Origin of the sequence: Mesorhizobium sp. M0139, from assembly GCF_040322455.1 — a bacterium.
Taxonomy (GTDB): domain Bacteria; phylum Pseudomonadota; class Alphaproteobacteria; order Rhizobiales; family Rhizobiaceae; genus Mesorhizobium.
Genome location: NZ_JAMYTN010000003.1, coordinates 478,464 through 484,725, shown reverse-complemented (window position 1 = coordinate 484,725; position 6,262 = coordinate 478,464). Strand labels below are relative to the sequence as shown.

8 protein-coding genes are annotated in these 6,262 nt (G+C 61.9%); 2 read left to right on the top strand and 6 right to left on the bottom strand.

Annotated elements, in window-relative coordinates:
- Positions 1–1,536, bottom strand: a 1,536-nt coding sequence (locus tag NKJ58_RS07280; protein ID WP_352852905.1) for a potassium transporter Kup, incomplete at its 3' end; no start/stop codon positions are given.
- A 77-nt stretch (positions 1,537–1,613) separates the two neighbouring features.
- Positions 1,614–2,354 (bottom strand): pyridoxine 5'-phosphate synthase, encoded by a 741-nt coding sequence (locus NKJ58_RS07275; protein WP_023668363.1) that lies wholly within the window; start codon positions 2,352–2,354, stop codon positions 1,614–1,616.
- Between the two features lie 111 nt (positions 2,355–2,465).
- Between NKJ58_RS07275 and NKJ58_RS07270 the strand changes: the two genes are divergently transcribed.
- Positions 2,466–2,885: a SpoIIAA family protein gene (locus NKJ58_RS07270; protein ID WP_023668362.1), complete on the top strand. Its 420-nt coding sequence runs from the start codon at positions 2,466–2,468 to the stop codon at positions 2,883–2,885.
- A gap of 19 nt (positions 2,886–2,904) precedes the next feature.
- Here the strand turns inward: NKJ58_RS07270 and NKJ58_RS07265 are convergent, their stop codons facing one another.
- Positions 2,905–4,032, bottom strand: a complete 1,128-nt coding sequence (locus NKJ58_RS07265; protein WP_352852904.1) for an ATP-dependent DNA helicase — start codon at positions 4,030–4,032, stop codon at positions 2,905–2,907.
- A 242-nt stretch (positions 4,033–4,274) separates the two neighbouring features.
- On the opposite strand from NKJ58_RS07265, the gene NKJ58_RS07260 reads away from it, so the two are divergent.
- The gene (locus NKJ58_RS07260; RefSeq protein ID WP_023668360.1) at positions 4,275–4,577 is read left to right on the top strand and encodes a hypothetical protein; all 303 of its coding nucleotides are present in this window, start codon (positions 4,275–4,277) and stop codon (positions 4,575–4,577) included.
- Between the two features lie 41 nt (positions 4,578–4,618).
- Here the strand turns inward: NKJ58_RS07260 and NKJ58_RS07255 are convergent, their stop codons facing one another.
- Genes NKJ58_RS07255 through nthA form a run of 3 tightly spaced genes read right to left on the bottom strand, consistent with a single transcriptional unit; the run spans position 4,619 to position 6,259 of the window.
- Positions 4,619–4,993, bottom strand: a complete 375-nt coding sequence (locus tag NKJ58_RS07255) for a nitrile hydratase accessory protein (protein WP_023690922.1) — start codon at positions 4,991–4,993, stop codon at positions 4,619–4,621.
- On the bottom strand, positions 4,980–5,639 hold the full coding sequence (gene nthB / locus NKJ58_RS07250; RefSeq protein WP_352519587.1) for a nitrile hydratase subunit beta: 660 nt from the start codon (positions 5,637–5,639) through the stop codon (positions 4,980–4,982). Before nthB ends, NKJ58_RS07255 begins: the two co-directional genes overlap by 14 nt.
- Positions 5,636–6,259 (bottom strand): nitrile hydratase subunit alpha, encoded by a 624-nt coding sequence (gene nthA / locus NKJ58_RS07245; protein ID WP_352519588.1) that lies wholly within the window; start codon positions 6,257–6,259, stop codon positions 5,636–5,638. The genes nthB and nthA overlap by 4 nt, the downstream gene beginning before the upstream one ends.
- Positions 6,260–6,262: the final 3 nt, after the last annotated feature.

Below are 6,262 nucleotides of genomic sequence, written 5' to 3'. Positions count from 1 at the left end.
GTGCTTCAGGCTGTGCATCAGCGCTGTCGGCGCGCTTTGCGGATCGCTGGTCAGGAACACGGCGGTGCCGGACACCAGCTGCGGCTTCTTCTTCAGCAGATTGCCGGCGAGGAAATCGAGCGGGATTTCGTTGCGCCGGGTCTTGTCGAAGAGATAGCGGCTGCCGCGTATCCAGGTGGTCATGATCAGCCCCATGAGGCAGGCAACGGATATTGACACCCATCCGCCTTCCACGATCTTGACGACATTCGCCAGGAAGAAACCCATGTCGATGGTGCCGAACAGCAGCGCCAATGCCAGGGCGAGCCCAAGCTGCCATTTCCACAAATTGCGCATGACAACGAACAGCAGAATGGTTGTCATCAGCATCTCGCCGGTCACCGAAATTCCGTAAGCGGAAGCCAGCGAACTCGAGCTGCCGAAGCCGACAACCAGCAGCATCACTCCCATGGCGATGAGCAGGTTGACGCGCGGCATATAAATCTGGCCGCTCTGCATTTCGGACGTGTGCTGCACCTCGATGCGGGGCAGCAGGTTGAGTTGCACTGCCTGACGTGCCAGCGAAAAAGCACCCGAGATCACCGCCTGACTGGCGATCACGGTGGCGGCCGTTGCCAAGCCGACCATTGGCATCAGCGCCCAATCCGGCAACATCTCGAAGAATGGATTGGTCGGCCTGCCGCCATTCGCCAATACAAAGGCGCCCTGGCCGAAGTAGTTGAGCAGCAGGCAAGGAAACACCACGGAAAACCACGCGAGCACGATCGGCTTGCGCCCGAAATGTCCAAGGTCGACATAAAGCGCCTCGGCCCCCGTTACCGCCAGGAACACTGCACCAACGGTCACGAAAGCGGCGGTCGGCGTGCCGGCTAAGTAGGCGATCGCATAATACGGGTTGATCGCCAACAGCACCGAAGGATCATCCATCAGGTGGTAGAGCCCGGAAACGCCGATGGCCAGGAACCATAGCGCCGTCACCGGCCCGAATACTGCCGCCACCTTCCCCGTGCCGAAGCGCTGCACGGAGAACAGAAATGCCAGGATGACCAAGGTGATCGGAACGACATAGGCCTCCAGCGTCGGTGTCACCACTTCCAGGCCCTCAACTGCCGACAGCACGGAAATGGCCGGAGTTATGATAGCGTCTCCGAAAAAAAGCGACGCCCCGCAAAGTCCGATGCCGAGGATGAGCTTGGCGCCTTTTGGATAGGCGCTGCGCGCCAGCGCCATCAGGGACAGCGTGCCGCCCTCGCCCTTGTTGTCGGCGCGAAGCACGAAAGCGACGTATTTTATGGTGACGATAATCGTCAGCGCCCAGACGATCAGCGACAGCACGCCCAGGACATCTATACGCGTGTCGGTACCAGGCGAAGCGTGAAGCGCCTCGCGGAAGGCATAGATCGGGCTGGTGCCGATATCGCCATAGACGACGCCAAGCGCGCCCAGCATCAGAACTTTGGTGCTGTGCTGTTCAGTGTGGGAGTGGTTCGGTTGTTCGACGGGTTCAGCCTCGCTACCGATGCTGGAAAGAGCCATCGACTACTCCCCGATCACCGCGCGGTGCGCCTTGCTTGCTGTCATGCGATATCACCTTCGACACGAGCCTTCCACCGCTACCAACCGCAAGCCTTCAGAAACCGCCCCACCGTGCCGGCCATGCCATACTCCAACGCATCGGCTGTCAACCCGTGTCCGATAGACACTTCGGCCAATGCCGGAATGCGCTTTGCCAATGCCGGAAGGTTGTTCACCACCAGATCGTGCCCGGCATTGACCTGGAGTCCGGCGGCGAGTGCGGCATCCGCGGTTTTTCCCAATCTTTCCAGTTCCTTCCGCGCCTTGGCGGAATCGGAATGGTAGCTGCCGTAGGGCCCGGTATAGAGCTCGATGCGGTCGGCGCCGGTGTCGCGCGCGGCATTGACGCCGGTGGGATCCGGATCGGAAAACAGCGACACGCGGAAGCCCCCTTTTTTCAGACGCTTGACGATCGGGTTAAGGAACGCCGCCTCGGCGGCAAAGTTCCAGCCATGGTCTGATGTCGCCTGCGCCGGATCGTCGGGCACCAGCGTCACCTGCTCCGGCTGGTGCCTTTCCACAAGCGCCAGAAAATCCTCGGTCGGGTAGCCCTCGATGTTGAATTCCGCCTTGGGAAACTCGTCGTCGATAAGCGCCCGGATCTCGGGCAGGTCGGAATGCCTGGTGTGGCGCTCGTCGGGCCGCGGATGAACCGTCAGCCCGTGCGCGCCGGCCGCCAACGCCAGGCGGCCGAGCCCGGTGACGCTGGGCCACGGCAGGTTGCGGCGGTTGCGCAGCATGGCGATGGCGTTGAGATTGACCGAGAGTTTCGCGGGCATGGCGTGAGGTCCGGCTGTTTGTGCAGCGCATCTATACTGCCTTTGATGGGAACAGACAGGGGCTTTCGGGTGTTCCAGTGATGACATCTGCTCGCAAGGGGGAACCCAGCCATGAATTTTCTCCAGTCCGTGCCCGCGATCCGCCGCCTCGAAACCGACCGTGAGGACCTTTTCGCCATCGACGTCGTCGGCCATGTCTCTGCCGCCGACGGCGAAAATCTGTTCGGATTGCTGGAGGCTGCCTACGCGCTGCACCCGAGGATCGACGTCTTGGTGCGGCTGGTCGACCATGAGGGCGTCGACTGGATCGATATGGACGACGAGACGCTGAAACAGGGCACGGTGCATGCGCTAGAGCATATCGCCCGGTGCGCGACGATCGGTGAGCCCGACTGGATAGCGGATGCGCGGAACTTCCTTCCGGCTTCGCCACCGATCGAGTTCAGGCATTTCAATGCCGAGGACGAAGCAGACGCCTGGGCATGGCTGGGCGCGACGCCACTCAGCCCTGCTGCGCCGGCTGCTACCTGACGCCGCTATCTAACGCCAGCTATCTAACAATCGTCAGCCGCTCTGCCGCCCGGGTTATGGCAGTATAGAGCCAGCGCTGGCGGGTTTCCTTGAACGCCCAGCTCTCGTCGAACAGCACGACATCGTTCCACTGCGAACCCTGCGCCTTGTGCACGGTCAGCGCGTAGCCATAGTCGAAATCGTCAAAGCGCTTCTTCTGCTGCCAGGGGATATCGGCGTCCGGATCCTCGAAAGCCGACTTGAGCAGCTTGATCTTGGCGACGCCGCGGTCGGGATCGTCCTCCTCGGGCGAGACCAGAAGGTTGATGCCCGGCTTCACCGTCTCGCGCGACGAGGTCATCACCTTCCACAGCGAACCGTTGAGCAGGCCCTTGGCGGGGTCGTTGCGCAGGCAGACCAGCTTGTCGCCGGCCTGCGGATAATCGGCATTGAAACCCTTCAGTTCGCGCAGGCGCTGATTGTAGCGGCGGCGTGTGCGGTTGGTGCCGACCAACACCTGGTCCGCCTTCAGCACCAGCTCCTGGGTGACGTCCTCCTTGCCGATGACCTGCGCGGTGCCGTAGTCGCCACGCATGAACTCGCGGCCCTCGCGCACGTCGAGCGCCAGCTGGATGATCGGATTGTCGCGCGCCTGGCGGTGGATTTCGGTCAAGAGCACATCCGGCTCATGCTCGGTGAAAAAGCCGCCGCCCGAGATCGGCGGTAGCTGCGCCGGATCGCCAAGCACCAGGATCGGCGTGCCAAAACTCAGAAGGTCGCGGCCAAGCTGCTCGTCGACCATCGAGCATTCGTCGATGACCACCAGCTTCGCCCGTGAAATAGGGCTTTGGCGATTGAGCGAGAAGGTCGGCGACATCGAGGTCTTGCCGGTCACCTCGTCCGACACCGATTCCTCGCCCTTCGGCCGGTAGATCAGCGAATGGATGGTGCGGGCATTGACCGCGCCCTTGGAACGCAGCACCTGCGCCGCCTTGCCGGTGAAGGCGGCAAACTGCACCTGCCCGTCGACATGCTCGGCAAAATAGCGCGCCAGCGTGGTCTTGCCGGTGCCGGCATAGCCGAACAGCCGGAAGACCTGCGGCCGGCCCTCCTTGAGCCAGCGCGCCACCGCTTTCAGACCCTCGTCCTGTTGGGGGGAGAATTCCATCGGTTCGACAGACCGGATTCGCGAGAGAAAGACAAGCTTGGTGCCAACCACCGCTTAAAACGATGGGATTGCCTCACCTTCAACGGGACAAACTAGCAGGCGCAAATGCGAACGTAAAGTGAACATGCAAGCGGATAACGAACGATTTGAATTCAGGCATTTGAACCTAGATCGGGCAATGCCACTATCACGGACATGATCGAGATGCAGATCGGCGCAGACACCTATAAGCGAGGATATTGATGAGGTCGTTCGCAGACAGGCTGATCGGAAAGTCGATAAAGAAGATCGAAATCGGCGAACCTGGTTATGGCATCGTTGTCTCCTTGTCGGATGACGCAGGGTTCGCGATATATACCGAGGTCACGGCCTGTCTGAGTGACGAAAATGCCAGAACCATAGAACGTGTTACCATCAGCGACGAGCAAGTGATCCTCCACCTGGGTGACAACGACTTCGTCGCCATTTCCAAAAACCGTGGCCGCTTCGCCGTCGTTGAGGCGTTTGTCTATGGGGACGACGAAGGCATGGTCGTCGAAAATTAGTTGTATCGGCCGCCAGATTTCAAACACCGACCACAGGCGGACTATATGTTCGCGCCGCCGCCGCTACCTCTGGTCGGCCCGGGATCGTTCTCCAACAAAATCGGCTTGCCGTGCGGGGTTGCATGCGCGGCGCGTTCCCAGGCGGCGGCGAGCGTGTCGACGTCACTTTTTCCCGCGACGCCCTTGGCCGCCAGCAGCGTCTCCAGCGCAGCCAGCCAATGCTCGTAATAATCGTGGCCATCGCTTGCGGCGCCCGGCTTGTTCACTTGCGCCGACAGCGCATCGGCCCATTCGGCCCAGGAAAACAGGCCCTTGTCGTGCAGCGCCACCGTCATGGCGAAGGCTTCGGCCTGCCAGGGTTCGGCGAATACCGGTTCGTCCAGACCCGCCGGCAGTGCACCTTCAGGCCGGCTCAAGATAGCTCTCCCAAGCGTCGATGGAGACGGTAAGCGTCGGGTCGGCGCCCTCGCCCCAGATTTCCGAGCCATCGAAGACCACGGTATAGACCCATTGCGGGTTTTCACCGTTTCCATGCGCGTTGCTGTCGGGGAACACAAAACCGTCACGCACGGCCTCGATCACTCCGTACTTGCCGCGCGCATAACGCGGCAGCCTCGTGTGGGCGGTGGGATTGAAATTCCTTGTCCGCACCGGGTCGCCGGCCTTGAAGCGCGGCGCCGTCTCGACCGGCCGGTCGCAGGGACTGCCCTTGGCCAGCACCGCCGGAACGTTTTCGGCCTTCAACACCCTTTTGGGCGTCGCCGCCGGATCGACCGCCCGACCTTCCGTCAGATCGCGCTCGCTGACGAAGCCATGGCGCTTCAGCAGCACCTCGAGCGCTTTGATCCATATCTGGTAGTAGCTTGAGGAATAATAGACGGCCGGATGCAGCGATTCCCTGGCGTGCCGGCTCTCGTCGATGTTCCACGCGCCCATGGCGCCGGCGGTCAGCGTCACGCCCAGCGCCCGCCTCTCCCAATCCGCATGAAAATAGGGTTCGTCCTTTTCGGGCGCGACCGGCCCGAAACCCATCTGTCCGCCTAGATCCTGCGGCCCGTTCATGCCGGTACCTTCTTTGTCCCGGGTTCTTTGGCCGCCGCCGTGCCGATCATCGCATCGCGGCTGACCAGTTCGGCGAGCTGGTCCTCGCTCCAGCCTTCGGTACCGCTAGGCCGCATCGGCACCACGAGATAGCGCAGTTCGGCAGTCGAATCCCAGACGCGGATTTTTTTCTCCGCTGGCAAGGTCAGCCCGAACTCCTCGAGCACGCCGCGGGGATCGGTCACCGCCCGCGACCGATAGGGCGGCGCCTTGTACCAGACCGGCGGCAGTCCAAGCACCGACCACGGATAGCAGGAGCACAGCGTGCAGACCACGAGGTTGTGCGTCTCGTCGCTGTTGAACACCGCCTGCATGTGCTCGCCCTGGCGGCCGCTATAGCTCAGCGACGCGATCGCTCCCGTCGCATCGCGCTTCAGCCACTCGGCATAGGCCGGATCGCTCCAGGCTTTCGCCACCACCCTGGCGCCGTTGCGCGGTCCGATCTTGGTCTCATAGGTCTCGACAATGACGTCGATTGCGGCTGGATCGATCAGGCCTTTTTCGGTGAGGATGGTCTCCAGCGCGCGCACGCGCGCCGCAAACGGGTCGAGTTCGTTGTCGTGGTCATGATCATGGGACATGAC